The sequence below is a fragment of the Numidum massiliense genome, from assembly GCF_001375555.1.
Taxonomy (GTDB): Bacteria; Bacillota; Bacilli; order Thermoactinomycetales; family Novibacillaceae; genus Numidum; species Numidum massiliense.
In genome coordinates, this window is record NZ_CTDZ01000009.1 from 1,580,741 (window position 1) to 1,605,631 (window position 24,891).

The following is a 24,891-nucleotide window of genomic DNA, read 5'->3' on the forward strand; positions in this document are numbered from 1 at the left end:
AATCTCGGAGTGGGGGCGCTTCTTATGAACGCTATGACAAACGAACAAACGCGTCGTCGAACGATCGAACGGACGAAAGAACACACGAAGAAACGCACGAAAAATAGGCAACGCCGTCCGCGGCGTCTGCTCGCAATCGCCATTGCCGCCGTACTCGTCGCGTTAGTTGCCATGCCTGCGCTCGGGGTCATAGGAAATGTACTCATTGACGATCAAAAACTGTTAGAACTCGAACGTCCTGTCTTTCAACAACAAAGCGACTCGCAGGCATTCGTCCATTATAGCGATATGCCCGACTATTTGTGGCAAGCGTTTATCGCGATCGAAGACCACCGCTTCGAACGCCACAACGGTGTCGATCTGCAGGCACTCGCGCGAGCGCTAGTCGCTGACGTCGCCGCGGGAAGTAAAGCTGAGGGCGGCAGCACCATCACGATGCAACTGGCGCGCAACGTCTTTTTGTCGCACGACAAAAGTTTCAGCCGCAAGCTAAAAGAAATCGCGATCGCAATCCATTTAGAACAACGGTACACGAAACAACAACTATTAGAAATGTACCTTAACCGCATCTACTTTGGTCACGGGCAGTACGGCATCGAAGCAGCGGCTAATATGTATTTCGGCAAAACCGTCCGCGCCGGAAGCGCAGACAGAGCGACTATTACTTTGAACGAAGCGGCCCTACTTGCCGCCCTGCCGAAAGCGCCGGAAATATATTCGCCAAGGAATAACTTTGCGAAGGCGATCGAGCGCCGCAATCTCGTCTTGCAACGCATGGTCGATGTCGGGTTTATTACGAACGCCGAGAAGGAAGCTGCCATGAGTGAAGACGTCACCGTATTACCAGCAGAATGAAGATAATGCCCCTCTCAAAATCTACCAACAAGAAATTACCAGACAAATAGGCGATAATCTTATGTTACGATAAAAACCACAGAACGATCATCCAAAAATTCTGGGAGGGGTACAATGAAGAAAACACTCGTTATGTTCACAGTATTCGCCCTGTTACTCACCTTTAACGCCGGGGCGGCACTCGCTTTTGAAAAACCTGTTGACGGCAACTGCACCGTCATATACGGCCAAGTTACATATGGGGGGAACCCGTATGGGCAAACTGGCGATTGGAACCATTCGATTGGACAGCGAGATGTTGAAAAGTGGCTGAACGATCTTGCGGATCGCTTTATACGAGACCAAGGCAAGCAACCAGCTCAACCAGCCAAACAAGCACCGGCCGCAGACAAACCAGTCAATCAGCCTTCAAAACAACAACCGAAGCCAACCGAACCGAAACAATCGACCAAGTCAGACCAAACGGGGATGACCACAGCTGAGCAGCAAATGCTCGATCTCGTAAACAAAGAACGGCAAAAAAACGGGCTGAAAGCCTTAAAAGCGAATAACGAACTCGTTAAAGTTGCCCGCGTTAAAGCGAAAGACATGATCGATAAAAACTACTTCGATCACCAATCTCCGACCTACGGTTCGCCGTCGCAAATGCTCGACAAATTCGGCATCTCCTACCGCCTCATGGGTGAAAACTTGGCCGGTCACCAGTCGGTCGAAGGTGCCCACAACGGCTTAATGAATTCGCCGGGCCACCGCACCAACATCCTCAAAGCTGATTTCACGGAAATCGGTATCGGCATTGTCGACGGGGGACCGTACGGTAAAATGTTCGTCCAACTGTTCAAAGGTTAAGCGCGTCGTTAACGTGCGCAACTCGTGAACTCAACTAGCAAACGCAAGGGATTGTCTACAAGAGTTACCGCTCTTCGTAGGCAGTCCCTTTTTTTAGTTGGTACCGCGATTAAAAGCGCGCTACAATGAGACATATACATGACAATAAGACTTACATAATCGGAGGAGGGTTTTCTGTTGGAGAAGTTACAGGTGATCAACCCGGCTACGGGAGAAACGATCGGCGAAATACCGGCCACGCCTCTAGAAGAAACGGACGAGATCATGCGGCGGGCGCGAAAAGCCTTTACTAACTGGCAGACGCAGCCACTCGCCACCCGCCTGCACGTGTTGCGAAGACTGCGGCATTATCTCATCGATCACCTCGACGAAGCGATCGCCCTCATTGCCGAAGATACCGGAAAACCGAAAGTCGAGGCCATCACCGCCGACATTTTGACCGTCGTCGATATGATTCGTTATTTAGAGAAAAACGCGACGAAATCGCTACGCACGAGAAAAGTAAAAACGCCTCTGACACTCATCGGCAAAAAATCTTACGTCACCTATCAACCGCGCGGCGTCGTTCTCGTCATCTCCCCTTGGAACTATCCGTTTCAACTGGCGATGATCCCAGTACTAAACGCACTTGCCGCAGGCAACAGCGTCATCCTCAAGCCGTCAGAAGTAACGCCCCGCGTCGGCGAATGGATGGCACACCTGTTTCGCGCCTGCCGCTTCCCCGACGACGTCGTCCAAGTCGCCCACGGCGGCGGTGCACTAGGCGCTGAACTCGTCGCCGCCGGACCCGACTACATCTTTTTCACTGGTTCGGTGGCAACGGGTAAACGCATCCAGCAAGAAGCAGCTAAACGGCTCATCCCGACGACACTCGAACTCGGGGGCAAAGACCCGATGATCGTCTTTCGCGATGCGCCTATAGAGCGCGCCGTACAAGGGGCTATATGGGGAGCGTTTACACATAGTGGCCAAGTGTGCATGTCCGTCGAGCGCTTGTACGTCGAGCGGCCGCTGTACGTCGATTTTTTGCACGCTTTGAAGGCGGAGCTCGACCGCTTGCGGCAAGCGGACGACGCAGACAGCGATCTCGGCGCCATGACCTCCCCTAGCCAACGACACATCGTACACACCCACATCCGCGACGCGATTAGTAAGGGAGCTACCGTCGCTTGGGGGAGCGAACCGGAACAGTGGCCCGAACGGCGAGGCTTGCAACTGCCGCCGACCGTTTTAACGGACGTGACGGAAGAAATGGACATCGCGCACGAAGAGACGTTCGGCCCGGTGCTGTCCGTCTTGCCGTTTGACGACGAAGCGGAAGCGATTCAGTTGGCAAACGATTCCTCGTTCGGACTGAATGCTAGCGTATGGAGCCGCGACTTGAGCAAAGCGAAGCGCGTCGCCGCCGCCCTCGTCTCCGGCAACGTCGTCATTAACGACGTCATCGTTTCTGTAGCCAACCCGTACTTGCCGTTCGGGGGCAGCAAGGAAAGCGGCATCGGCCGTTACCACGCCGATGTCGGCCTGAAGGCGTTTTGCCATGAAAAATCGCTCCTCGTCGATCCGGGCAAGAAAAAAACGGAGGTCAACTGGTTTCCATACCGCGGGAAACTGCCGCTGTTTCGCACCCTCGTCGCGAGCTTATACGGCAAAAAACGGAGCCCGCTCCGCTTCGTCAGCTCATACTTGCAGCTTCTTAAGCGCGCGAACAAACGCTAGCTCCTCTCAAGCACCCGCAGCAAACGCCGCGGGGCACTCCGCCCTACGTATGCCGAGCGAGGCATCTCTTAGAGCGGCATCTGGCGGTATTTGCTGCGCATGTGGCGGTCTTGCTGCGCATGTGGCGGTGCTTGCTGGGCATGCGGCGGTCTTGCTGCGCATGTGGCAGTCTTGCTGGGCAGGTGGCGGTGCTTGCTGCGCATACGGCGGTCTTGCTGCGCATGCTTACGACGGCGCCCTTGCAATATGCGCCCTTCGCGCTACGTGCGATTGTGCGATTACGTGGATCCGTTAGCCGAGAGCTTCGCGAATCGCTTGTTCTGTTATGGCGCGATGCGAGGCATGCCATACTTCTTTTTTATTTTTGACGACGAACGCTTGCGGCGACTCGTGCTTGACATCTAAATCTTCAGCAACCTGATTCGAAACCGGTCGGGATTCGATCACTTTGACGAGTACGTACGTTGCGTCCTCGCGCGGATCGTTTTGCAAGTACGCCTCTGCCTCTTGATAAGCACCCGCACTAATCGGACATTGTGTACTATGCTTGAACACGAACAACGGCGCTTCGTGCGAACGTCCCACAACTTCTTCCCAATCGGCAACTGTAACGATTTCTTTCCATTCTGCCACTTGTGCGACATCCTCTCTTTATTCTCTGACAGTCTAATCAAATACTACATGTCCCTCGGTTATGGTTGAAAATTCCCTCGTTATGGTTGAAAATATCCGGTTAAGGAAGGCCTTCCATTCCACTGCGGAAATATATCTCCTGTGCGAAACATGTGTGAGAAACATGCCTTCCTAGTTTACCATATTTTTTATCCGTATGATCACCATGATCACCGAACCGTCGCGGTCTTTTAACGGCGTGCATAAACGATCTGCCATTCGCTCGCCGTCATCTGACACGATTCGCCAAACAGAGACAAGCAGGGGCGATTCGCGCGGTTTTTCTTATTTTCCCGGCAATAATCTGCTGCACCGACCGTGCACGCGCGTTAATCTTGTGATAACATATATAACGTTGTAAACGCAAACGCTAATAAGTGGGAGATAACCGGGAGCGAGGTAATTGAAAGCGCCGGTTCAACCTGACCGCGCATATGCGGAAAGCGAGACACGAAAGATAGGTGATATTCGATGTGTACAAAAAACCCGTACAGAGTCCTGTTATATTATAAATACGTGCCGATCGACAACACAGAAACGTTTAAAGAGGAGCATCGCACCCTTTGCGAACAACTCGGCTTGCGCGGTCGCATCATCGTCGCCGCAGAAGGGATTAACGGCACCGTCTCGGGAACGAAGGCGCAGACAGACGCCTACGTCAAAGCGTTGCACGCCGACCCGCGCTTCGCCGACATGCCGTTTAAAATTGACGAAGCGACTGAGCACGCCTTTCCTAAGTTAAAGGTCAAAGTGAAACGCGAAATCGTCAACTTAAACTTAAGCGACGATATCGATCCAAACATCCTTTCCGGAAAGCGGTTATCGCCCGAGCAATTTTATGAAGCGCTGCAGGACGACGATTGTATCGTCATCGACGGGCGCAACGACTACGAGTACGACATCGGCCACTTCCGCGGCGCCATTCGCCCCAATGTGAAGACGTTTCGCGAATTCCCAGACTGGATTCGCGAAAACTTGCAACCGTACAAACATAAAAAAGTGCTCACTTACTGCACCGGCGGCATCCGCTGCGAGAAGTTATCCGGGCTGCTTTTGCGCGAAGGGTTTACTGACGTCTCGCAACTTGACGGCGGAATCGTCACATACGGGAAACACCCGGAGGTTCAAGGTAAACGATACGACGGAAAATGCTACGTGTTTGACAATCGCATTTCTGTTCCCGTCAACCAAACGGAGGATGTCGTTGTCGGTAAATGCTACCACTGCGGTAAACCGGAAGATCGTTACGTTAACTGCGCCAATCCGGAATGCCACTTGCAACACATTTGCTGTGACGCGTGTGAACGAAAGTATAGACGGTCGTGTTCTGACGCCTGCCGCGCGCACCCGCGCAACCGCTATGAACTAGAAACGTCTGGCCACGCACACTCGTAACCGTTTCGCACGATTGCCTGTCGTAAGTTAGCAACCTCCCCCATTAGGAGGAGTCCCGCGAGTGGCGACTTTTTCCCCTACCCTTTTGGCTTAAATACGAGCGCGGCAAAAAAACTAAAAATGATTGCCGCGGAAATACCAGCACTCGTCACTTCAAAAATACCAGTAATGACCCCGATCGGTCCGTGGCGTTCTGCCTCGGCCAACGCCCCGCGCACGAGGGAGTTACCGAAACTCGTAATTGGTACGCTTGCACCGGCACCAGCGAAATCGGCCAACGGCTCGTACAACCCGAGCCCACCCAATATAGCGCCGATGACGACGAGCGTACTCGTCATGTGTGCGGGGGTAATTTTTAACACATCTAACATTAATTGTCCAATGACACAAATTAACCCACCGACGACGAATGCCCACACAAAAGTCATCTTTTCCACTCCTTTTATTCGCGACACAGGTTACGACACTAGTCCTAATGATTGTAGGATAATTTTTATCATCGCCATAAGAAAGGCGGCTACGACGCCGAAGACGATGACCGATCCAGTCAACTTAAACATATTGCCCCCTACCCCGAGTACAAGCCCTTCCGTGCGGTGTTCGAGCGCCGCAGCAGCTGTCGCATTAGCAAAACCGGTGACAGGCACCCCGGCGCCTGCTCCGGCCCATTGCCCGAGCGAACTGTACTGACCTAAACCTGTCAACAACACCGCGATAAAGATGAGTGTCGCTACCGTCGGGTCACCGGCGTCCTTTTCCGTAAAATCAAAGTAACGCATATACATGTAATGGAGGACTTGTCCAAACAGACAAACTCCCCCGCCGACGAAAAAAGCGCGCACACAGTTGCGGCCGACAGGACGTCCAACTTCCCACTTTTTTACAAATGCTGCGTATTGTCGCTGTTCTTCTTGTTGCTGTTCTTTCGTTCCTTTGCTGCGCGTGCCAATCATCGTCTCACCTCAAATGCGTTAGTCACTCTTTTTGATTGTGATACATATTTAGCGATTTTATGCAAACAATGTTAAGCAAACGATGAACAGAGACGATTGCGAGGAGTTACGACGATGAGCAAAACGATGAGCAACGTACGGTCTTTAAAAAAACAGGACGCGAGGGCTAGGAAAGTTAAGACATTCGTTAGTCGTAAGGGTTACAAGGCGCTTTCGATGATAAGCACTGTCGCGGTCACCGTTACAATCAGCTGTGTGCTGACGTTAACAGCAACCGGCTGCACCAAAACAGCGCCGCCGAAACAAGGCGCCACGACGAAAGGGACGCAAACAAAAGATAAGCGCACGGACAAAAAACGTGCGACTATGAAGCAAACGGAAAAGAAGCTGCAGGCGGAAAAGAAGCATACGGCACAGAAACATACCGTACAAAAGTATACGGTGCACAACTTTAGTCACGACAATTTGTCTAATGTGGCCGAACAAATCGTCAAACAGGACAAGCGCGTCACTGACGCCACCGCCGTCGTACGCGGTGATGACTTATACACGGCGCTCAAAGTAACGAATTTTAATCGTTTGCGCATGAAACAAATTCGCGAGAAGGCACACAGTAAGTTGCGCGCCCAATTTCCCGATCACGAGATTCACGTGACGACTGACAATAAATTATTCCTCGAACTACAGCGGATCAACACCGAAGCGAAAAAGAAACGCCAACCAAAAAAGAAGGACTTAATGAAAAAACTACAAAAAATTCACGATGGCATGAAAGGTTAACTACTCGTTGTACATCCCAACGAATAGTTTTTGTTCATACGACTCCTTCAGGCGGCCGTCATGTCCGTAGACGACTCATTGACCTCGTTCTTCCTCCAATTTTTCCCACTCTTCGCGCAGGATACCCATATTGACCGAATCGTAGTAGCGGCCATTCACTAAGCGCGCTTTGCGAATGCGGCCTTCGTGCTGCATGCCTTGCTTTTTCGCCAGTTTGATCATCCGCTCATTACCGGACCACGTCGAAATGCCAAGCCGCACGATATCCATTTGCGCAAACAAATAGCCGATCCACAGGCGAAACGCCTCGGAACCGTATCCACCGCTCCAGTAGTGTGGGTCGTAAATACAGATCCCGATGTTTAACCAGTTCGTACTTTGGTCAATCCAGTAGCGGCGCACGATCCCAATAAACTGCCCATCCACTTCAATCGCTAGTTTTTTCGGTACCACCAGTTTGTACGATTGGGCAATATCCCACGTTTGCTCTATAAAAAACTCGTCCTTCGTACTTTTTTCTATCTTTTTAAAAGGCGTGTACCATTTCATCCACTCCGGCTCAGCGCATTCAAAATGCCAATACCACAAAGCTGCAATATCGGATTCACTCACGTCTCGCAACACGACTTTTTTTCCTTCTATACGTACATCTCCTCGCTTTTTTTCAGCCATTGTAAACGCCTCCTACGTTTCACTTAGCATAAGTTTACCTCAAAAATGGCGGTTGCGGCACACCTGTCCTACTGAAGTAAATAAAAAAAGTGTCAACCGCAACTTTTAATCGTTGGCAAAAAACTTTCGTTTATAAAGCGCTTACGACTCTAATGGTATCCGTCCTGCCCTATTTTAGAATTTAAAGGCCCCCGGAACATTTTTTCCTCTCGAAAGCGATATTACGCCGATATACAGCATACTGATATAATAAGCCCCCATATTCAACGCATTACCAAAAATTGTACACAAAAATTGTACATTAACGCGCGAAGAAAGGTGGTGAATCGCGATGGGTGATTGGATCTTGCTCCTTGCTGCCCTCATCAAGCTAGCAGACACGATCATCCAATTTAAAGGCAGTAAGGGAAAAAACCCCCCACCGTGCGATGAGTAAAGGCCTTTTCCCTGTGAGAACCTAGAGAAGCCCCCCTTCTCTAGGTTCTTACTTCATTATATTCTACCACGTCATTTTTATGTAGTCCTAAAAGCTGCGAACCGGTGCAAACGGCTGTACACATAAAGCAACATTGTGAGAGAACGCGATTTTTTCATGACAGCGCGGGAAACGTCACGCACGTGCGGCTGCTCGCGCACTTTGTTGTCTGATAAGTACAAACCTAAGAGCCCTTCAACGATCATCGTATGGTACGCCTTGTCAGGTAGGGAGGCGAGGTGCTTGCGTGACTGCTCGCGGAAATAAGTGAGGCGCTCGATCGTATCATCCGTCCCGAAGTAGTACGAGCAAAAATTCAGATCGCCCCCCTCTTCATCTTCTTTTTGGTCGATTAAGTAGTCTAACAAAATATGCAAGGCGGCAATCCACGGAAAGTAAGCGCGGGTTATGTCCTGCACCCGCCGTTCACTCACACCTTCTTCACATGCGACTTGAAAGAGCATAAACACACCGAGGGTCGATCCTGTCGCTGCGGCAAACTCGTACCACCTCAGTTGCGGATATTGCGCCGCGTGCGCCTGCCACCAGTCTTTTAGCTGTTGCTCACGCGCACTCGGGTGGATATGTTTATACACTTGTAAATCCGAGTAAAGTGAGACGAAACGGACGATCGGCTCCTGCACGAGCCCGTAATGCGGCAACGTCGCGATGTGCTGCTGACACGTCTCGACGAGTGCGCGTAAATAGCCACTATCGTCTTTCTCCTGGCGGTATTTATAGTAATCGGCACACGTCGCCTCAGGGTCGACGGCATCTAACATCGCTTGGTGCAATTGGCGAAAGTCAGTAGGATCGAGCGACGTACTGCGGTCACACAAGTTATCCAAATAGTCGCTGATCGTCTGAAAGGCGACGATGAGCGGCACTAATTTGTGGCGGTGACGCAAATCGGCGGCCGCGTAAAAGCTACCGCCTTCGCAATGAAATTGTTTGCTTTTTATGCTCGCCAACGCTTGCTTGCGCAATTCGGGGTCGTTAATGTGCTCCGCCTTTTGTCGCCAAAAGCGCAATTGTTCGTGCACGAGTGGAAACACGTGGCGGTACATGCGGAAAAGTAATTTAAACGTTGAACGCGGTGTTTGATCTGGCACTACAACAATCGCTCCTTAACTAAACAGGTTCTTATCTATAGTTTACACGACTTATCGGTGAAAGGCTGTTAATTATAGGCGACATTTTCATAAAAACTGGATTGATTCCGATGGAATCTTTATTGTGTAAATCCCCGTTAAACTATATAATAACAGCAGATTAAATGTACGAGGAGGGAATTCGCTTGCTATCGAAAATTAAACAGTTGCTCGACGATCACAAACGCGAACCGTTAGAGAACGAGCAACTCGCTCTACAAGAGCTGCAAAAATTACAGGCCGAAAACGAGAGGTTACAAGAAAATATAACGTCGCTCCGCGAGCAAACGTTACCGCCGCGACTTCACCTCGAATTTTTTTACTATCATGTGCAAGCCAACGCACATGAGCAATACACCGAACAACAATTGGACCATTTCCCTATTATGGCTATCGCCGTTCATTTTATGGACGAGATTCGCGCCGTTCCGTATTGGTTACAAGCGTTACTCAGCGGGCTGGAACAGACGCTCCACGCGATGCGCACACGCTGTCAAACCGTCAAACAAAAAGACGTGTTCAGTTTGTTCGTCGATACGAAAGTGTATCCACAGCAAGAAGTGAGACGGGTTCTACAATACGCCGTTAAGCAGTTGCAACAACTACAACAGTTGAGCGACAATATGATGACCGTCCGCGTACACGTCGGCGGGGACGATCTGTACGATCAACTACTCGAAACGTACGCACAGTACACGCGAGGTTAACGGGCATTCATTTTCTTTAGCATACTTTAGCATACATAGGTCGTACAAGGCGCATAAACCACGCGCGCCTCAAAACGCGGCGACGATATGCGTGACTTGCGGACGTTCCGCAGCCGACGGGATGTACACCGCAATGACGTCGAAACGTAACGGATGATTCAAGAGGCCGTGCATTTGGGCGTATTGGAGACCGAGACGGCGCAGTTTCTGCTGTTTGCGGTAGTCGACCGACTCTGCTGCGGTACCGTACGCCTTGGAGCGCCGCGTACGCACTTCGACAAACACGACATGCGCATCTTCCGGGCTTTTGGCAACGATGTCAAGTTCTCCGAGGCGCGTACGCCAATTCATCGCCAATATCGTCCAACCTTTTCCCTCTAAATATTGCCGGGCCAACCGTTCCCCTCTTTGCCCCGTCTGTTTCCGCTGATCCACTCCGTGCGCCCCCTTCTCCCGTCCCCACTGTTCTCGACTGACGACTATATGGTTACTACAGCTTGCTACTTACTGCGGCACACTTCCTTCACCGGCGCGAAGGACCGGCGGTGTTCCGGTGTCGGGCCGTTTGTGCGGAGCGCCTGCAAATGTTCTGCAGTCCCGTACCCCATATTCCGTTCAAATCCGTACCCTTCGTACGTCTCGGCGAGTTTTGCCATTAACCGATCACGCGTCACTTTCGCCACGATCGAAGCGGCGGCGATTGAGATACTCCGCGCGTCGCCAGCAACAATTTTCTCTTGGGCGATGGCGATCTCCTTAAGGTGTACCGCATCGTTTAGCAACAGCTGCGGCTCACTGCGCAGCGATTTAACGGCCGCTGTCATCGCCTCGAGCGTCGCGTGGTAAATGTTGACCTCGTCAATGCGCGCAACTGGCACGATCGCCGTTTGCCAGTCGAGAGCCACGTGGACGATTTCGCCGTACAGGCGCTCCCGCTCGCTAGCTGAAAGTTTTTTTGAATCGTTTAACCCGGGAAGGTATGCATCAGGGGGGAGAATGACGGCAGCTGCGACGACTGGGCCTGCTAGCGGGCCGCGACCGACTTCGTCGACGCCGGCGAGTAACGTCTTTCCTAAGCGCCAGTAGTGTCGTTCGTACGTCGTCATCGCGTGCCACTGATCTCGTAGCGTCTGCTCGCGCGTTTGGCGACGTTCCCACTGCGCCAACAACTGCTGGACGCCGCGACGTTCATCGGCTTCGAGAGCGTCGATCCACTCGCGCGACACGTCCCCTTGCGCTAACTGTTCTTTAATTTCGCGAATCGTAAGTTGAACGCGCATTAGCTGTCCGCCACCCAATCGGCGGGCTGCTCAAAGCTTATGCGCCCGAGTTTGCCGGTCTGTAAATCGTGCAGTAACAGTTCGGATGCTTTTTCCAAATCAATTGTACCCCCACTTCTCATACAGCCGCGTTTTTTCCCGATTTCTTCTAGCAGTTGCCCGCTGTCATCGGGAAGTTCACTCAGGCGGTAACGCGATTGCAAGGCGTCGGGATAACGGTTACGCAGTAATGTAAGTGCATAAAAAGCGGCCTCACTGGCGGCAAAGATCGTCGACTTAATCGCCCCACTCGCCGCTAACCGCTGTCCGACGACCGGATCGTCGAATTTTGGCCATAAAATACCCGGCGTATCGAGTAGTTGGATGTGCTTGTCCACCTTAATCCACTGCTGCGCCTTCGTCACCCCCGGCTTATTTCCCGTTTTCGTCGCACTGCGCCGCGCTAGCCGGTTAATGAGCGATGACTTTCCGACGTTCGGGATTCCGACGATCATACAGCGGGCGAGTTGTTTGCGAATGCCTTTCGCCTCTAGCGCCTCCCATTTCCGTTGCATTAGCGTGGCAACGAGCGGTGGCAGTTCGCGCACGCCAGCACCCGATTGCGCGTCAATCGGTACGACGTATACACCGTCGTTACGGAAATAGTGCACCCATTCCCGATTGACCGCTTCGTCTGCGAGGTCGCGCTTATTCAGCACGACGACGCGAGGTTTGTCCCCTAATATGTCATGCATCATCGGATTGCGGCTCGACAGCGGCAGTCGCGCATCTAGCAATTCAATCACGACGTCGATCCGTTTTAAATTTTCTTCTACTTCGCGCCGCGCTTTCGCCATATGGCCCGGAAACCATTGAATCGTCGTCATGAACCATCACCTAACATGCGAAATTGAGGTAGCGGCCACAGCACGACCTCGGCCCGTCCAACCACTTTGTCTAGCGGGATCGTTCCGATCGCGCGGCTGTCTTCACTTCCCGGCCGATTATCGCCGAGGACGAACAGCTCGCCTTTCGGCACACTAATCGGTCCGATGTTTTCTGTATAGTGAACGCCACCGCCCGTTTCTTGCAACTCGTCATTGTTGTTACTTTCTGTGTTTTCCCTTCCTGTTTGGCCGCTACTGTTTTTTTGTTCTTCTTCACGGTACTGCTTTTTTGCTTTCTCTATGTATGGTTCGGCAATTTTTTTGCCGTTCACGTACAGCGTATCGTCACGCACTTCCACAGTGTCACCCGGGACGCCGATGACGCGTTTAATGTAATCCCGCCCTAGTGGGGCGTGAAAGACGAGAATTTCCCCTCGCTCCGGTTCCCGCATCTTATATATGACCTTGTTCACGATGAGCCCTTCACCGCTTTCGAGATTCGGCTCCATTGACTGGCCGGATACGAAATACGGCTCAAATAAAAACATCCGAATGACGACGGCCAATCCGATCGCGATCAAGATCGCCTTCGTCCATTCCCACAGTTCGTTCCGCTCTGAATTCGCCTTGTCCGCCGAACGGGAACCTTCTGCAGTCATGCGCACTCCTCGCTTCCTTTAAACACGTATTAAAAATTTACAGACCACTCTCGCGACACGTGATATGTACACGTACGATATATAAGAAAAGGGACTTGTTTCCCAAGCCCCTCCCTCTTGTCGCTTATCGACGTGCTTCCTTAATTCTTGCTGCTTTACCGCGCAAGTTACGCAAGTAGTAAAGCTTAGCCCGACGAACCTTACCGCGGCGAATCACTTCAATCTTATCCAGTTTCGGCGAGTGTAGCGGGAATGTCCGCTCGACGCCTACACCGTAAGAAATTTTACGAACAGTAAACGTTTCGCTAATGCCGCCGCCGCGTCGCTTAATGACGACGCCCTCGAACACCTGAATCCGTTCGCGTTGGCCCTCGATGACCTTAACGTGGACGCGCAGCGTATCCCCAGCGCGAAAGTCGGGAATGTCGCTCTTAAGCTGTTCCTGTCCAATTTGACGTACTAATTCGTTCATCGGTGTCCCTCCTTCCGCACGAGCGTTCATACCAGGCTCGATTAGTCCCGGTAGCGGACCGCCGTATTCACATGTGATATTCTACCACACGCATTACAAAAAAACAACGACACACCCTCTACGTATTGTCCGTTTCATTGGCGAGCTCAGCTAAAAATTCCCGGTCGTCATCACTCAAGCTCGCTTCGCGCAGTAAGTCCGGACGCCGCTCCCACGTGCGCCTGATCGCTTCTTGGCGGCGCCATTTGGCGATCTCGGCGTGGTTACCAGAAAGGAGCACATCCGGTACCGTCCAGCCGCGAAACGAGGCTGGACGCGTGTATTGCGGATATTCAAGCAGCCCTGCCGCGTGTGAATCGTCATGTGCCGATTGCTCGTTGCCGAGCACGCCCGGTAGCAGCCGAGTCACGCTGTCGACGACGACCATCGCCGCAAGTTCGCCCCCCGTGAGCACGTAATCGCCGAGCGAAAGTTCATCAGTCGCTAAATGGGTGCGAATCCGCTCGTCGAACCCTTCATAGTGCCCGCAAATGAGAACTAAGTGATCTTCTTGCGCCAGTTCAGCCGCCTTGCGCTGCTCGAAGCGCTCCCCTTGCGGCGTCAGCAACACGATGCGCGTACCGCGCCGCGGTTGAGGTTTACCTGTGGGGAAAGGCAGCTGTTCACTTTTGGAACCCAACTGCGCTTCGGCTGCTGAACGCGACTGGGGCTCGCCCACTGAAACCGACTGCCCTTCACCTACTGGGCACGTCGGTCGTTCACCTGTAGATGGTGTGTCGCTAGGCTGCGCACCATCTCTTGTTGCGAGTACGTGTTCCACTGCACTAAAAATCGGCTGGGGCCGGAGCAGCATCCCCCCGCCCCCTCCGTACGGCGGTTCGTCGACGGTGCGGTGTTTGTTGTCGCTAAAGTCGCGAAAATTGACGACGTCGACGGAGACTTTGCCATTCGCGATCGCCTTCCCTATAATACTCGCCTGTAACACGGGCGCGAACATCTCCGGAAACAGCGTTAAAATATGTATGTGCACCGTCAGTCACTCCAACCCCGGCATCCATTCAATCACCACTTTTTTTTGTTCGGGGAGCACTTGTTTCACGACGTCGGCGATGTACGGTAAGTAGAGCTCTCCGGCTTTAGCCCCTTGACGCTTGACGACCCACACGTCGTTCGCACCCGGTTGCAAGATGTCAGTGATCGTCCCGACGCGCTCCCCGTCCGTCGTGACAACTTCGCAACCGACGATCTCGTAAAAATAGTATTCGTGTTCGTCGAGCGCATGCGCGGCTGCAGCGGCAATTTTTATTTCGCCACCTCGCAACTGTTCCACCTCGTCAACCGTTTCGAATTCGCGAAATTTAACGACATACTGACCCTTGTGCGAGCGGCTGTGCGCCACTGTCACTTGCAAGGGCTTAAGCTCGCCCTTCGGAAATACGAACAGTGCTTCACCGCTAGCGAAGCGCTGCTCCGGGAAATCTGTCGCTACTTTTACGCGTACTTCACCAGCTAAGCCTTGTGGTTTCGATATATATCCTACCGTTAACCATTCGGGTGCGCTCATGTTGTCCCCCCTTGGCGAATGTCGTGGACGAAACCGTCTTTCAACACAATTTCCGTCTGTCTCATTAGCTCGTCCCAATTGTCGCCGATCGTTACATCGACTTCACTATCTACTTGACTGTGAATAATTTCACTGCCTTCAGCGAGCTTTTCAATTTGCGCATACTGCAGCCGCAGCCGCTCCATTTTTTCTTGCCTACTCGACACTTCATCGTTCAAGCGCTCTTCTGCTTGTTGTAGTGCCTCGCGGCCATGCTTCTCGGCGCGATGAAGTAATTTCCGCCGTTCAAACGACAATTGCTCCAGCTCTAATTCCAATTGCCTCAGCGCCTGTTCACATTGCTTAAGTAAGTCGTTTTTAGTATGTTCAGTTACGAGCAACTTTACTGTCACTGGGCGTTTAATGCGCACGTGGCCACCTCCCTCTCGCAACCGTCTGCCTATTCACACGAAGCGGATTCCCGCTCAAGGTTCGATGCGATCGCGTTCAAAAAAGAGGACAAACGTCTGTCTACATCTCCCCACTTCTCTGAACGACCTTTCGTTGGACGACGAAAAGGGTTGGCACCCCAACCCCTCACTTTAAACGATTTCAATCGTCACCCGCTTATCCTCTTTAACCGCTGCTGCACTGAGCACGGTACGCATCGCTTTAGCGATCCGCCCTTGCCTGCCGATCACCTTCCCCATGTCTTCGGGGGCGACGGACAATTCGTATACGATGGTACGTTCACCGGGCACTTCCCGAACGCGCACCTCTTCGGGGTGATCGACGAGTGCTTTCGCCAACGTTTCGACAAGCTCTTTCACGGTCAGACCCTCCATTTTAAAAAACAGAGGTGCCCTAAGGCACTCTCTAAGTCGACTCACTAACTGACGATCACCGAGTTAACTTTTCGAGCTCCTTAAGGTCCTCCTGCGCGAGCGCCAGTTACTTATTCGCTTTGGCACTCGTTTTTGCCTCGTGAAATTTCTTCATCAACCCCGCGTCGCTGAACAAATTGCGCACCGTGTCAGACGGTTGGGCGCCGTTTTGCAACCATTGCAACGCTTTTTCTTCGTCGATTTTCACTTGCGCCGGTTGGGCAACCGGGTTGTAATAACCGATTTCTTCGATAAAACGTCCATCGCGCGGCGAACGAGAGTCGGCGACGACGAGACGGTAGAACGGCGCTTTTTTTGCACCCATTCTTTTTAAACGGATTTTTACAGCCATGATGTGTTCACCTCCTGCTTCTAGTAAACAAAGGACAGCCGTTTATTGCATAAACGGAAAATTAAAGCCTTTGCGGCGCTTTTTGCCGCCTTTCGACATGTTCGTAAACTGTTTCATCAGTTTGTTCATGTCGCCGAACTGTTTGATTAAGCGGTTGACGTCTTGTACTTTCGTACCACTGCCTTCGGCAATGCGGCGCCGCCGGCTGGCATTAATAATTTCTGGGTTTTGTTTTTCCGCCGGCGTCATCGAACGGACGATCGCTTCGACATGGGACAGCTGTTTTTCGTCGACTTGCATGTTTTTGAGCCCTTTTACTTTGTTCATCCCGGGCATCATTCCTAACACTTGGTCGAGCGGCCCCATATTGCGCACTTGGTCCAACTGTTCCAAAAAGTCGTCGAACGTAAACTGCTGTTTGCGGATTTTTTGTTCCAGTTCTGCCGCGCGCTCGGCGTCAATGTTCGCCTGCGCCTTCTCGATCAACGTGAGCACGTCACCCATACCGAGAATGCGACTCGCCATGCGATCAGGGTGAAACGGTTCGAGCGCATCGATTTTTTCACCCATCCCGGCAAACTTAATCGGGCACCCGGTCACCGCTTTAACGGACAACGCGGCACCGCCGCGCGTGTCGCCGTCTAGCTTCGTCAGCGCAACCCCAGTCAATTCGAGCTGCTGGTGGAAGTTTTCTGCGACGTTTACCGCGTCTTGCCCGGTCATCGCGTCGACGACGAGCAAAATTTCGTCAGGGGAGACCGTCTCTTTAATCGCCGTCAACTCATGCATGAGCGCCTCGTCGATGTGCAGCCGTCCGGCCGTGTCGATGAGTACGTAGTCGTAATGGTTCGCTTTCGCCTCAGCGACAGCTGCTTCGGCGATTTTCACCGGGCTCACTTTATCCCCTTCTGAGTAAACGGGTACGTCTAGCTGTTCGCCAAGCACCTGTAGCTGTTTAATCGCCGCCGGCCGGTAAATGTCACAGGCGACGAGCATCGGACGGTGGTTTTGCTTTTGCAACAGGCGGGCTAGTTTCCCCGTCGTTGTCGTTTTCCCCGCCCCTTGTAATCCGACCATCATAACGACTGTCGGCGGCCGCTTCGCCGTGTTCAGCTTCGCCTGGGTGCCACCCATGAGCGCCGTCAACTCTTCGTTGACGACTTTGATCACTTGTTGTCCGGGAGTGAGGCTTTTCATTACTTCTTGTCCGACCGCCCGCTCGCGCACTTTGTTGACGAAGTCGCGCACCACTTTAAAGTTAACGTCTGCTTCTAACAGCGCCAGCCGCACTTCGCGCATCGCTTCTTTAACGTCAGCTTCGGAAACTTTTCCCTTGCCTCTCAGTTTTTTAAATGTCGCTTCCAACCGGGCGGCTAAACCTTCAAATGCCATGCTGTTGCCTCCTTAATCGACGGCTAACAGTTGGTCGAGCAACGGCCGGACGCGCTTTGCCACGTCGGGGCGATCGGCAATCGCCCGTTCCACCTGTTTGATCAGCTGTTTGCGCGCTGTATGCTTTTCGACCAACCGCAAGGCGTCTTCCATATGTGAGAGCGTCTTTTCCGTTCGCTTTATATGATCGTGCACCGCTTGGCGACTAATGCCGTAATGTTCGGCGATTTCGCCGAGCGACCAATCTTCCGCATAATATAACGCCATAAACGTCTGTTGTTTCTCATTTAACAGCGGACGATAAAAATCGTACAGTAAATTGAAGGTAGTCGTTTTGTCCAGCAGTTGGATCATCCCATTTTTATTAAAAAAACGTCAGTTTCCCGTCACACGCTTCTCCATATTACCTGTCACGTGACGCTGTCATATGGCAATAACATCACCTGATGTGTCACATGTCAACGTCCATATCACGATCACGGTTATAAACTATACCGTACCGTTATGCAGCTGTCAAGTACTTTTACTTGTCGGGTTTGGCGTCCAGTAGCGGTTCGAATAGCGCGTACACGAACTCTTCCGCATCGAACGCTTGCAAATCGCTCATTTGTTCGCCGAGCCCGACAAATTTCACCGGAATGTCTAGTTCGTTTTTAATAGCGACGACGATGCCGCCCTTCGCCGTCCCGTCCAATTTTGTCAACACGATTCCGGTGACGCCAGCCGCTTCTTGGAACGTTTTCGCTTGCGTCAGCGCGTTTTGGCCGGTCGTCGCATCTAACACGAGTAACACTTCGTGCGGCGCGTCCGGCACTTCGCGCGCGATGACGCGGAACACTTTATTCAGCTCTTGCATAAGGTTCACTTTATTTTGCAACCGGCCAGCCGTATCGACGAGCAGCACATCGATACCACGCGATTTCGCTGCTTGAATCGCGTCGAAAGCGACTGCCGCGGGATCGGCGCCGCTCTGGTGGCGAACGACGTCGACGCCGACGCGCTCTCCCCACACTTCTAACTGTTCGATCGCCCCGGCGCGAAACGTATCGCCCGCCGCAAGGAGCACGCGCTTTCCATCTGACTTCAGCTTGTGCGCCAGTTTGCCGATCGTCGTCGTTTTACCGACGCCGTTGACGCCGACGAACAAATAGACCGTTAAGCCGTCACTGTTCCACGCAAGCTCCGGATCGCCGCTCGTTTCATTCAACAAGCTGACGAGTTTTTCCGAGAAGAGCGGGCGCAAGTCCGCCGGATCCTCGATTTTCTGCTCTTTCACGGCGGCGCGCAAGTCGTCGACGAGATCCATCACTGTCGCGACGCCGACGTCGGCTTCGATGAGGATCTCTTCTAACTCTTCGTAAAATTCCTCGTCGATCCGTTTGCGCCGTAAGATGAGCTCTTCCATTTTGCCCATTAAACTTTTACTCGTTTTCGCTAATCCCCGCTGAAATTTCGTAGTGACTTCTGCCGTTTTTTTGGACACGCTTTGCTTCAATTTTTGAAAAAAGTTCATCGACATCCCCCTTTAATGAATGTTTACTTACTCCGCGGCGGCAGCGACTTCTTCGTCCGCTGTACGCTCTTCTAGTTTAACAGAAACTAACTTGGAAACGCCGGATTCTTGCATCGTCACACCGTATAATACATCGGCTGCTTCCATCGTCCCTTTGCGGTGAGTAATGACGATAAATTGCGTTTTATGACTGAATTCCTGTAAAAAATTCGCAAAGCGCACGATGTTCGCTTCGTCTAACGCCGCTTCTACTTCGTCGAGAATACAGAACGGCACCGGCCGCACGCGCAAAATGGCAAACAACAAGCCGATCGCCGTCAACGTGCGTTCCCCACCGGAAAGCAAGCTCAAATGTTGCAGTTTTTTTCCCGGCGGTTGGGCGACGATGTCAATGCCCGTCGTCAGCGGTGCCTCCGGATCGGTCAACTGTAAGTCGGCGCGTCCACCGCCGAACAGTTCGCGAAATACACCGTGAAACTGTGTACGAATGGCAGCAAATGTCGCGTTGAACCGCTCCGACATTTCCGCGTCCATTTCCCGGATCACTTCGTACAATGTCGCTTTCGCTTCGATCAAATCTTGTTGCTGGCTTTCCAAAAACTGCAGCCGCTCAGTCAGACGGCGGAATTCGCCGATCGCGCCTAAATTGACATCGCCGAGTGCCGCCAGTTGGTCTTTCAATACGCGCACGTCACGTTCCGCGATCTCCGGGTCGTCGGGCACCGCGTAACGGGCTTTGGCCAGTTCAAAACTCAATTCGTATTGTTCGCTAAGCGCATTTAACCAATTGTTTAAATTGACGTCGAACCGGTTCACTTTCACTTCTAGTTCGTGGAAAGCAGCGGCGACCCTGCGCGCCTTTTTTTGCGCCTCGCGATAGGCGGCGTCGCGGGTGGTTAGTTTGCCCTGCACGTCGGCCCGCTCGGTGCGCAAGGTCTTAAGCCGCTCTCCGACCTGTTCTTTTTCACGCTGTAGCTGTTCGATTTGTTCGCCACAACTCTTCTGTTCCGCGGCGTTGTCGGTCACCTTCGCGGCAAGCGCCTCTCCTTCTGCCACAAGGCGAGCGAGCGCTGCATCGGTGGCGTCTACTTCGCCCGCTACACGCCTACAGTTCTCCAGTAAGTGTTCGTGTGCTTGCACCGCTTTGGCTAGAGCGACTTTTAACGATGTGACGTGCTCACTCGCGGCCTCTTTCGCTTGTTGTTGCTCCGCGAGTAACTCGGTTAACCGGGCGATGTCGCGAGATAATTCTTCTTCTTGCGCGCGTTTGGCAGCAAGAGTTTGCTTAAGTTCACTGCGCATCTGTCGTTCGTTCACGCGTTCGCTCGTCACTTGCTGAAGCTCCTGTTCGAGACGCGCGAATTGTTCCTCGGCTTGACGGCATTCACTTCGCTTATGTGCGCAATCACTTGCTAATTGTTGTTCTGCTAAGCGCAAGTTCTCACCTGTCTTCCGCGCTGCCTCGAGCTGCGCCTCAAGCGTCTCGCGGGCGTCCCCCTGCTGTGCCACTGTGGCTTGCAAGCGGCGGCGTTCCTCCTCCGCCCTCTTAAGCTCCTTCGTGAGCGACTCCAATTCGCGTTTGCGGCCGAGTAAGTTCGCCTGCCGCTTAAATTTACTTCCCCCGCTCATCGAACCGCCCGGGTTGACGATATCGCCGTCCAGCGTCACGACGCGATAACGGTAATTGAGTAAGCGGGCAAGGCGGTTGGCGTCGTTTAACGTTTTTGCAACGACAATTTGTCCGAGTAACCACGAAATAATATTTTCATACGCGCGGTCGTAACTGACGAGGTCGACGGCCACCCCAACGAAGCCTGCTTCACCGTCTAACCGCCGCCGATCTCCCGCGGCGAGTGCGCGCGGGCGGATCACTTGCAACGGTAAAAACGTCGCCCGCCCGAGGCGGTGTTGCTTTAAGTAGGCGATACACGCCCGACCGTCCGCCTCACTGTTGACGACGATATGTTGCAACGCCCCGCCGAGTGCCGTTTCAATCGCAGACTCGAGCGCCTCCGGCACAGTGACGAGTTCCGCGACCGCCCCTTCGACACCAGACAGTTTGCCGCGCTTTTCTGCCTGCAATATTTCTTTTACCCCTTGTAAAAAACCGGAAAAGTCCGCTTCCAATTCTTGCAAAACATCGCGGCGCGAGGCCAGTTGGTGGAGTTTTTGTTCCACCGCTCTGAGAGCGGACAGCTGTGCCTCACTGTCGCGCGCTAACTCGTTTTTCCGTTTCGCTATCGCCTCAAAATCGGCGCGAGCCGCCGCAAGGCGCTCGCTCGCCTGCGCTTTTCTCCGTTCTAGCGCCGCCAACTGTGACGTCATCTGCTCGACGTAGGCCGCTTGTTCCCTGTGCGCTTCACTGAGTACCTCGCCCCGCTCGCCGCTCACCCGTTCCCGGTCGTCGGCGTGGCGCAGTTCGCTCGCGAGTGCGGCCACTTCCTGCTGCAACCCCGCTAACTGCTCTTTCGCCCGCTCTAACGTTTTTTCTGTTTCGTATGCGCGCTTGCCCCACTGCTCGCTATGTGCCGCCAGTTGTCGCTCGAGGTCGGCAACTTCGGCCGCCTTTTGCTCGCACGCGGCAGTTAGGCGCGTCACTTCGGCAGCTGCGGTCTCCCGTTTTTGTTGCAATGTTTCCTTTTGTTCCGCAAGGCGCTCGCACTCCGCCGCTAAGTTGCGTTCCCGCTCCGCAAGCACGTCGCGCCTGCCTTCCGCTTTTTCTACTGCCTCACTGGCTGCGAGTAACGCTTGCTGCTCCGTCTCGAGCTGTGCATCGAGTTGCTGCAGTTGCCACTTTTGCTGCGTCATTGCCGCCTCGATGCGGGAGAGTGCCGTCTGTGCCGTCACTTTTTCCTGTTCGCGCGTTTTCAGCTCCGCAGCAGCCGCTTGCCACTGGGAGTGCACCTCAGTGATGCGGTACACGTACAAACCGATGTCGCGCGTCTTTAATTGCGACTCTAATTTGCGGTACTTCTCAGCCGTTTCCGCCTGCTCGGCCAGCGGGCCACGCTGTTGTTTTAACTCAAAGAGCAAGTCGTTTAGTCGCGCTAAGTTTTGTTCGGTTTCTTCTAACTTTTGTTCCGCCTCGCGCTTGCGCGTCTTAAATTTGACGATGCCCGCCGCATCTTCAAAAATGGTGCGCCGATCTTCCGGTTTCGTACTGAGCACTTCGTCGATGCCGCCTTGCCCAATAATCGAATACGCCTCTTTGCCGAGTCCAGTGTCCATCAACAGTTCGGTAATGTCCTTTAAGCGACAAAGCTGTTTGTTTAAGTAATATTCACTTTCTCCGGAACGGTAGAGGCGACGCGTCACAGTCACTTCACTGTACGCGAGAGGCAACTCTCCTTCGCTGTTGTCTAGCGTCAAAGACACTTCGCAAAAGTTGACCGCTTGTCGGCTGTCGCTCCCGGCAAAGATGACATCTTCCATTCTCCCACCGCGTAGCGTGCGCGCACTCTGTTCGCCAAGCACCCAGCGCACCGCATCGGAAATGTTACTCTTCCCACTGCCATTCGGACCGACGACTGCCGTGATGCCGCGGACAAACTCTAACTCGGTCCGCACGGCAAAAGATTTAAAGCCGTTTACTTCGAGTTGTTTTAAATACACTCCGGTTCTGTCACCTCCTTAAGCGCAAAGAACCCAGGGAGAGAGACCCTAGGTTTGATTATTTAACCTGAGTTTTAGCAACGCTTCGGAAGCGGCGCGTTGTTCAGCTTCCTTTTTCGACCGTCCACTTCCCTTTCCGAGCACTTGCTCGGCGAGCCGTACTTCGGCTACGAATTGGCGGTCGTGTGCCGGTCCCTGCTCGGAGACAATCGCATAATGCAAACTGCCGAGTCCCTCGTGTTGCACAACCTCTTGCAGTTGACTTTTATAATCCATCACGTAAGAAAAATGACCCGCGCTAATGCGCGGATAAATCGTGGTCTGAAAAAAGTGTTGCACCGCGGGAAACCCTTGATCCAAATAAAGTGCACCGATAAACGCTTCAAAAACGTCTGCTAGCAAGGAGGGCCGCTTGCGCCCTCCCGAAAGTTCCTCCCCCTTGCCCAGTAACACATACGCACCAAAATTTAGCTCGGCAGCAAAAGCGACGAGGGATGCTTCACACACAATATTCGCTCTTAGTTTCGTCATTTCGCCCTCACTCATCCGGGGGAAACGGCGGTACAGAAATTCGGAAATGATCAGCTCTAACACCGCGTCCCCTAAAAACTCTAACCGTTCGTTATCTTTAAAGCGCCGTCTACGGTGCTCGTTCACGTAAGAAGAATGGGTAAATGCTTGACGAAATAAAGCACGGTCTTTAAACGTTATTTGCAATTGTTTTTCGAGGGCTCCTAAGTCCACAACGATCACCTGTCATACTTTTTCAAAGCGAGTGTCGCATTGTGTCCGCCAAAACCGAGCGAATTGGAAATAGCGGCATCGAAGGTGAGCTTGCGCGCAACCTTCGGCACGTAATCTAAGTCACATTCTGGATCCGGTTCGTCGAGGTTAACCGTTGGCGGTACGATTTGCTGCTCCAGCGCGAGTGCCGTCGCGATCGCTTCAATGCCACCCGCTGCGCCGAGCAAGTGGCCCGTCATCGATTTCGTCGAACTGATGGCCATGCGGTACGCGTGCTCGCCGAAGGCGTTCTTGATCGCGAGTGTCTCTAACGGGTCGTTGTAGTCGGTCGACGTCCCGTGCGCGTTCACATAACCGAACGCTTCCGGCGTTAGGCCGCTGTCTTTAATCGCTCGCACGATTGCTCGCTTTGCCCCTTCACCTTCCGGTGCAGGACTCGTCATGTGATAGGCGTCGCCACTCATTCCGTATCCGATAACCTCGGCATAAATGTGGGCGCCGCGCGACTCGGCGTGCGACAGTTCCTCTAACAGCAACACGCCCGCTCCTTCTCCCATCACAAAGCCGTCGCGGTTCTTGTCGAACGGGCGCGACGCTTTCGTCGGTTCGTCGTTGCGGGTGGACATGGCCTTCATACTGCAAAAACCGGCAAAGGCGAGTGGAGCGACTGTCGCTTCGGCGCCGCCGGCGATCATCGCGTCGGCTTCGCCGCGCTGAATGATGCGAAACGCGTCGCCGATTGCGTGTGTCCCAGTCGCACAGGCAGTCACGACCGCACTGTTCGGACCTTTCGCTCCCGTGGCGATCGACACTTGGCCAGAAGCCATATTGGCGATCAACATCGGAATAAAGAAAGGACTTACCCGCCGCGGGCCTTTTTCCAACAATTTCTTATGCTGTTCTTCTAACGTATCTAGCCCGCCAATACCGGAACCGATATATACGCCAATCCGATCGGGATCGTGTTCTTTTATGTCAAACGCGCCGTCTTGTAACGCCATTTGTGCAGCTGCTACCGCAAACTGCGTAAAGCGGTCCATCCGGCGCGCGTCTTTTTTCTCCATGTAAGTTAAAGGGTCGAACTGCTTCACTTCTGCAGCGATGCGCGTCGAATACTCGCTCGCGTCAAAATGGGTGACCGGTCCGATCCCTGACTTTCCAGCAAGTAGGGATTCCCAAAATGTTTTCGTGTCGTTTCCTAACGGTGAGACAACACCCATTCCCGTAATCACGACGCGATGTTCCATCCTTTTCCACCTCTCATTTTGCTCAAAATCCATCCCGGTCATTCACTAATGATAATGTTTTTGGCAGCGCCCCGCAATAAAGCTTACTTAGGTGGGGCA

General features: G+C 52.9%; 27 protein-coding genes. 6 read left to right on the forward strand and 21 right to left on the reverse strand.

Annotated elements, in window-relative coordinates; all coding sequences use genetic code 11:
• Positions 1-24 precede the first annotated feature (24 nt).
• From BN1247_RS07885 to BN1247_RS07895, 3 genes are all read left to right on the forward strand, one after another.
• A complete protein-coding gene (locus BN1247_RS07885) occupies positions 25-855 on the forward strand; it encodes a transglycosylase domain-containing protein (protein WP_054949894.1) in 831 nt (276 codons plus the stop codon).
• Positions 856-969: 114 nt separating this feature from the next.
• Positions 970-1,704 (forward strand): CAP domain-containing protein, encoded by a 735-nt coding sequence (locus tag BN1247_RS07890; protein WP_054949895.1) that lies wholly within the window; start codon positions 970-972, stop codon positions 1,702-1,704.
• 177 nt (positions 1,705-1,881) lie between these two features.
• Positions 1,882-3,423: an aldehyde dehydrogenase family protein gene (locus tag BN1247_RS07895; RefSeq protein ID WP_054949896.1), complete on the forward strand. Its 1,542-nt coding sequence runs from the start codon at positions 1,882-1,884 to the stop codon at positions 3,421-3,423.
• A 291-nt stretch (positions 3,424-3,714) separates the two neighbouring features.
• On the opposite strand, the gene ytxJ is transcribed toward BN1247_RS07895, so the two are convergent.
• Positions 3,715-4,056, reverse strand: a complete 342-nt coding sequence (gene ytxJ, locus BN1247_RS07900; protein WP_054949897.1) for a bacillithiol system redox-active protein YtxJ — start codon at positions 4,054-4,056, stop codon at positions 3,715-3,717.
• 510 nt (positions 4,057-4,566) lie between these two features.
• On the opposite strand from ytxJ, the gene trhO reads away from it, so the two are divergent.
• Positions 4,567-5,490 carry an oxygen-dependent tRNA uridine(34) hydroxylase TrhO gene (gene trhO, locus BN1247_RS07905; RefSeq protein WP_054949898.1) on the forward strand — a complete coding sequence of 308 codons (924 nt, stop codon included), beginning with the start codon at positions 4,567-4,569 and terminating at the stop codon, positions 5,488-5,490.
• A gap of 77 nt (positions 5,491-5,567) precedes the next feature.
• Here trhO and spoVAE read toward each other — a convergent pair whose 3' ends face one another.
• Together spoVAE and spoVAC are read right to left on the reverse strand one after the other, a co-directional pair.
• Positions 5,568-5,918, reverse strand: coding sequence for a stage V sporulation protein AE (gene spoVAE, locus BN1247_RS07910; RefSeq protein WP_054949899.1), 351 nt, complete (start codon positions 5,916-5,918; stop codon positions 5,568-5,570).
• Positions 5,919-5,948: 30 nt separating this feature from the next.
• Positions 5,949-6,443 (reverse strand): stage V sporulation protein AC, encoded by a 495-nt coding sequence (spoVAC, locus tag BN1247_RS07915; RefSeq protein ID WP_054949900.1) that lies wholly within the window; start codon positions 6,441-6,443, stop codon positions 5,949-5,951.
• 216 nt (positions 6,444-6,659) lie between these two features.
• Here spoVAC and BN1247_RS07920 point away from each other — a divergent pair, with 216 nt between their 5' ends.
• Positions 6,660-7,223: a YhcN/YlaJ family sporulation lipoprotein gene (locus BN1247_RS07920; RefSeq protein WP_187119746.1), complete on the forward strand. Its 564-nt coding sequence runs from the start codon at positions 6,660-6,662 to the stop codon at positions 7,221-7,223.
• A gap of 75 nt (positions 7,224-7,298) precedes the next feature.
• Here the strand turns inward: BN1247_RS07920 and BN1247_RS07925 are convergent, their stop codons facing one another.
• Both BN1247_RS07925 and BN1247_RS07930 read right to left on the reverse strand, forming a co-directional pair.
• Positions 7,299-7,895: a GNAT family N-acetyltransferase gene (locus tag BN1247_RS07925; RefSeq protein ID WP_054949902.1), complete on the reverse strand. Its 597-nt coding sequence runs from the start codon at positions 7,893-7,895 to the stop codon at positions 7,299-7,301.
• A 513-nt stretch (positions 7,896-8,408) separates the two neighbouring features.
• Positions 8,409-9,482, reverse strand: a complete 1,074-nt coding sequence (locus BN1247_RS07930; protein WP_231633197.1) for a tetraprenyl-beta-curcumene synthase family protein — start codon at positions 9,480-9,482, stop codon at positions 8,409-8,411.
• A 185-nt stretch (positions 9,483-9,667) separates the two neighbouring features.
• Here BN1247_RS07930 and BN1247_RS07935 point away from each other — a divergent pair, with 185 nt between their 5' ends.
• Positions 9,668-10,228 (forward strand): hypothetical protein, encoded by a 561-nt coding sequence (locus BN1247_RS07935; protein WP_054949904.1) that lies wholly within the window; start codon positions 9,668-9,670, stop codon positions 10,226-10,228.
• Between the two features lie 69 nt (positions 10,229-10,297).
• Here the strand turns inward: BN1247_RS07935 and BN1247_RS07940 are convergent, their stop codons facing one another.
• From BN1247_RS07940 to fabF, 16 genes are all read right to left on the reverse strand, one after another.
• Positions 10,298-10,663, reverse strand: coding sequence for a YraN family protein (locus BN1247_RS07940; protein ID WP_054949905.1), 366 nt, complete (start codon positions 10,661-10,663; stop codon positions 10,298-10,300).
• A gap of 65 nt (positions 10,664-10,728) precedes the next feature.
• Positions 10,729-11,508, reverse strand: coding sequence for a ribonuclease HII (locus BN1247_RS07945; protein ID WP_054949906.1), 780 nt, complete (start codon positions 11,506-11,508; stop codon positions 10,729-10,731).
• Positions 11,508-12,374, reverse strand: coding sequence for a ribosome biogenesis GTPase YlqF (ylqF, locus tag BN1247_RS07950; RefSeq protein WP_054949907.1), 867 nt, complete (start codon positions 12,372-12,374; stop codon positions 11,508-11,510). The genes BN1247_RS07945 and ylqF overlap by 1 nt, the downstream gene beginning before the upstream one ends.
• Positions 12,371-13,033 carry a signal peptidase I gene (gene lepB / locus BN1247_RS07955; RefSeq protein ID WP_054951561.1) on the reverse strand — a complete coding sequence of 221 codons (663 nt, stop codon included), beginning with the start codon at positions 13,031-13,033 and terminating at the stop codon, positions 12,371-12,373. The genes ylqF and lepB overlap by 4 nt, the downstream gene beginning before the upstream one ends.
• Before the next feature lie 124 nt (positions 13,034-13,157).
• Positions 13,158-13,505 carry a 50S ribosomal protein L19 gene (gene rplS, locus BN1247_RS07960; RefSeq protein WP_054949908.1) on the reverse strand — a complete coding sequence of 116 codons (348 nt, stop codon included), beginning with the start codon at positions 13,503-13,505 and terminating at the stop codon, positions 13,158-13,160.
• Positions 13,506-13,623: 118 nt separating this feature from the next.
• Positions 13,624-14,535, reverse strand: coding sequence for a tRNA (guanosine(37)-N1)-methyltransferase TrmD (trmD, locus tag BN1247_RS07965; RefSeq protein WP_054949909.1), 912 nt, complete (start codon positions 14,533-14,535; stop codon positions 13,624-13,626).
• Between the two features lie 6 nt (positions 14,536-14,541).
• Positions 14,542-15,069, reverse strand: a complete 528-nt coding sequence (rimM, locus tag BN1247_RS07970; RefSeq protein WP_054949910.1) for a ribosome maturation factor RimM — start codon at positions 15,067-15,069, stop codon at positions 14,542-14,544.
• Positions 15,066-15,479, reverse strand: a complete 414-nt coding sequence (locus BN1247_RS07975) for a YlqD family protein (protein ID WP_054949911.1) — start codon at positions 15,477-15,479, stop codon at positions 15,066-15,068. The genes rimM and BN1247_RS07975 overlap by 4 nt, the downstream gene beginning before the upstream one ends.
• Before the next feature lie 171 nt (positions 15,480-15,650).
• Positions 15,651-15,878, reverse strand: coding sequence for a KH domain-containing protein (locus BN1247_RS07980; protein WP_054949912.1), 228 nt, complete (start codon positions 15,876-15,878; stop codon positions 15,651-15,653).
• Positions 15,879-15,999: 121 nt separating this feature from the next.
• Complete coding sequence (gene rpsP / locus BN1247_RS07985) at positions 16,000-16,284, reverse strand: 30S ribosomal protein S16 (protein WP_054949913.1); 285 nt, start codon at positions 16,282-16,284, stop codon at positions 16,000-16,002.
• 42 nt (positions 16,285-16,326) lie between these two features.
• Positions 16,327-17,676 carry a signal recognition particle protein gene (ffh, locus tag BN1247_RS07990; RefSeq protein WP_054949914.1) on the reverse strand — a complete coding sequence of 450 codons (1,350 nt, stop codon included), beginning with the start codon at positions 17,674-17,676 and terminating at the stop codon, positions 16,327-16,329.
• Between the two features lie 12 nt (positions 17,677-17,688).
• A complete protein-coding gene (locus BN1247_RS07995; RefSeq protein WP_054949915.1) occupies positions 17,689-18,030 on the reverse strand; it encodes a putative DNA-binding protein in 342 nt (113 codons plus the stop codon).
• Positions 18,031-18,199: 169 nt separating this feature from the next.
• On the reverse strand, positions 18,200-19,189 hold the full coding sequence (gene ftsY / locus BN1247_RS08000) for a signal recognition particle-docking protein FtsY (protein WP_054949916.1): 990 nt from the start codon (positions 19,187-19,189) through the stop codon (positions 18,200-18,202).
• Positions 19,190-19,216: 27 nt separating this feature from the next.
• Complete coding sequence (gene smc, locus BN1247_RS08005; RefSeq protein WP_054949917.1) at positions 19,217-22,801, reverse strand: chromosome segregation protein SMC; 3,585 nt, start codon at positions 22,799-22,801, stop codon at positions 19,217-19,219.
• A 48-nt stretch (positions 22,802-22,849) separates the two neighbouring features.
• Positions 22,850-23,545 carry a ribonuclease III gene (gene rnc, locus BN1247_RS08010; RefSeq protein WP_054949918.1) on the reverse strand — a complete coding sequence of 232 codons (696 nt, stop codon included), beginning with the start codon at positions 23,543-23,545 and terminating at the stop codon, positions 22,850-22,852.
• A 5-nt stretch (positions 23,546-23,550) separates the two neighbouring features.
• Positions 23,551-24,792: a beta-ketoacyl-ACP synthase II gene (fabF, locus tag BN1247_RS08015; protein ID WP_054949919.1), complete on the reverse strand. Its 1,242-nt coding sequence runs from the start codon at positions 24,790-24,792 to the stop codon at positions 23,551-23,553.
• Between the last annotated feature and the right edge of the window lie 99 nt (positions 24,793-24,891).

What these genes read in the sequence shown, in the direction of transcription:
- BN1247_RS07945 (WP_054949906.1), bottom strand. Translation starts at nt 11,508, where the DNA reads ATGCGCGTTCAACTTACGATTCGCGAAATTAAAGAACAGTTAGCGCAA.
- lepB (WP_054951561.1), bottom strand. Translation starts at nt 13,033, where the DNA reads ATGACTGCAGAAGGTTCCCGTTCGGCGGACAAGGCGAATTCAGAGCGG.
- rpsP (WP_054949913.1), bottom strand. Translation starts at nt 16,284, where the DNA reads ATGGCTGTAAAAATCCGTTTAAAAAGAATGGGTGCAAAAAAAGCGCCG.
- BN1247_RS07890 (WP_054949895.1), top strand. Translation starts at nt 970, where the DNA reads ATGAAGAAAACACTCGTTATGTTCACAGTATTCGCCCTGTTACTCACC.
- rplS (WP_054949908.1), bottom strand. Translation starts at nt 13,505, where the DNA reads ATGAACGAATTAGTACGTCAAATTGGACAGGAACAGCTTAAGAGCGAC.
- trhO (WP_054949898.1), top strand. Translation starts at nt 4,567, where the DNA reads ATGTGTACAAAAAACCCGTACAGAGTCCTGTTATATTATAAATACGTG.
- BN1247_RS07885 (WP_054949894.1), top strand. Translation starts at nt 25, where the DNA reads ATGAACGCTATGACAAACGAACAAACGCGTCGTCGAACGATCGAACGG.
- ylqF (WP_054949907.1), bottom strand. Translation starts at nt 12,374, where the DNA reads ATGACGACGATTCAATGGTTTCCGGGCCATATGGCGAAAGCGCGGCGC.
- ffh (WP_054949914.1), bottom strand. Translation starts at nt 17,676, where the DNA reads ATGGCATTTGAAGGTTTAGCCGCCCGGTTGGAAGCGACATTTAAAAAA.
- BN1247_RS07920 (WP_187119746.1), top strand. Translation starts at nt 6,660, where the DNA reads ATGATAAGCACTGTCGCGGTCACCGTTACAATCAGCTGTGTGCTGACG.
- rimM (WP_054949910.1), bottom strand. Translation starts at nt 15,069, where the DNA reads ATGAGCGCACCCGAATGGTTAACGGTAGGATATATATCGAAACCACAA.
- spoVAE (WP_054949899.1), bottom strand. Translation starts at nt 5,918, where the DNA reads ATGACTTTTGTGTGGGCATTCGTCGTCGGTGGGTTAATTTGTGTCATT.
- ftsY (WP_054949916.1), bottom strand. Translation starts at nt 19,189, where the DNA reads ATGAACTTTTTTCAAAAATTGAAGCAAAGCGTGTCCAAAAAAACGGCA.
- BN1247_RS07995 (WP_054949915.1), bottom strand. Translation starts at nt 18,030, where the DNA reads ATGATCCAACTGCTGGACAAAACGACTACCTTCAATTTACTGTACGAT.
- spoVAC (WP_054949900.1), bottom strand. Translation starts at nt 6,443, where the DNA reads ATGATTGGCACGCGCAGCAAAGGAACGAAAGAACAGCAACAAGAAGAA.
- BN1247_RS07925 (WP_054949902.1), bottom strand. Translation starts at nt 7,895, where the DNA reads ATGGCTGAAAAAAAGCGAGGAGATGTACGTATAGAAGGAAAAAAAGTC.
- fabF (WP_054949919.1), bottom strand. Translation starts at nt 24,792, where the DNA reads ATGGAACATCGCGTCGTGATTACGGGAATGGGTGTTGTCTCACCGTTA.